Here is a 1,671-nt window from a genome sequence, read left to right as displayed (position 1 = left end):
TAACGGCCAAATTGGATATATTTGGTGTGCGAGTTAGTGATGACCATGCTTTTTAACTCCACCTTACGTGTGGTCGCTCACCCTCCCATGTCTCTCCGGTTGAATGCCACAAATTCCTTCGTCCTGCGTATCCACATGGTGGAGGTCGGATATGCTCCTTTACTGGGTCTAAAGCCCGAATGGAAAAAATAAGCTCCGACTCTGCATTTTTGGTGTTTGTCTCTTTTATTGGAAAACAAATGTATTTTATTCAAATCGTTTTTAAAGTATCCTCTTACCTATTTTGAAGCAATTCCTTGTAATAATTTACTGCCATCAAATTCACATTGACGTTGACCAATGACGAATAAGACACGTATTAATTTTCCACATAATGCGATCAAGGATTGTTGTTTTTTTAAAGGGCGTTCTTTTCGATTTGTATAATACTCATGTAATGCCTGAAACGTTGGATTATGGGCGACAAGAGTCGAACCGCCATATATAAGAGTTTTCGTAATTTACTGCGCCCTCGTTTTGTGATTCTCGTTTGCCCTTTGTGCTTCCCTGAACTGTGTTCTTTTAAGGTATATCCTGCCATATTAATCACCTGTTGTGGATGACGATAGCGGCGAATATCTCCTACTTCTGCATAAAAACCAGCGACAGTCATAGCTCCAATCCCTCTAATCGCAATCATTTCCACTGCACCTGGTATTTCCTTTACCAGCTCTTCTAATTCCTCTTCTATCGCTTCTAGCTGTTGTTGATATAACATATATTGATCTAATAAGTCGTGTATTTCTCTTTTGGCAAAACGTAGACCTTCTTGAATACCAATACTTTTGTTTGCCTTATCTATTAATTGCTGAGCTCGTTTTATTCCTACTCCAGCTTTCACTTCTGTTTTCCACTGGGCAAGTACTGCTTCTGCTGTTAATTGGATGACATCACTCGGAAAGGGGGGGAAGCAACGTAAACTGCATATGGCTGCTTTTCCACTCCAATCTTTAAATACATCAAAAAACTCTGGGAAGTAACGCTGTAGATTGTTTTGTATACGTCCTTCCGTGATCATCAGTTGTTTTGATAGTTGATCTCTTACTTTGACGCCTTCTCTTAGTTCGGCATAAATCCCTTCTAAAAGGTTGGGTACCGAGTATCTGCCATCTTTTATCAACTGTGCGATCACTTTCGCATCTTTTGTGTCATTTTTAGTTGGCGAATTATCGTCTAACTCTTTTGATTTTTTCACATGCATGGGATTGACAATGACGAAGTCAAAACCCCTTTCTTTCAAATAATAAGCCAGGCTTAGCCAGTAGTGACCCGTCGGTTCTACACCAAAAATAACGTGGTTTTTTCCTTGTTTCTTTTGATGCTTCACTACCCATTCGCATAACATTTCAAAGCCATGTTCTCGATTTTCAAAGATCAGTCGTTTTCCAAATTCCATTCCTCGATCATCCTGTGCTCTTGCCACGTGTTTTTCCTTTGCGATGTCTATACCTACAATAAGGCTGGATGGTGTAATTTGCGAAATTTTTTCATTTTGCGTATAATTCATTTTGAGTCCTCCTTGGGTATTCATTAAGGGTCCTTTTTCGTTGCAACGATTGGACACCTCGTATCATACCAAGGAGGCTTTTTTTATTCAAACCTCAAATTTCTTCATAACAGGAATGCTCCTTT

At 39.4% G+C, this 1,671-nt stretch carries 1 pseudogene; it reads right to left on the bottom strand.

The features are described from left to right. Window positions 1-278: 278 nt before the first annotated feature. A pseudogene (locus tag JCM21714_RS17700) lies at window positions 279-1,546 on the bottom strand (IS110 family RNA-guided transposase). Between the last annotated feature and the right edge of the window lie 125 nt (window positions 1,547-1,671).

Origin of the sequence: Gracilibacillus boraciitolerans JCM 21714 (assembly GCF_000521485.1) — a bacterium.
GTDB classification, from domain to species: domain Bacteria; phylum Bacillota; class Bacilli; order Bacillales; family Amphibacillaceae; genus Gracilibacillus; species Gracilibacillus boraciitolerans.
The sequence above is the reverse complement of the archived record's forward strand: the minus strand, read 5'-3'. Positions and strand labels throughout refer to the sequence as shown.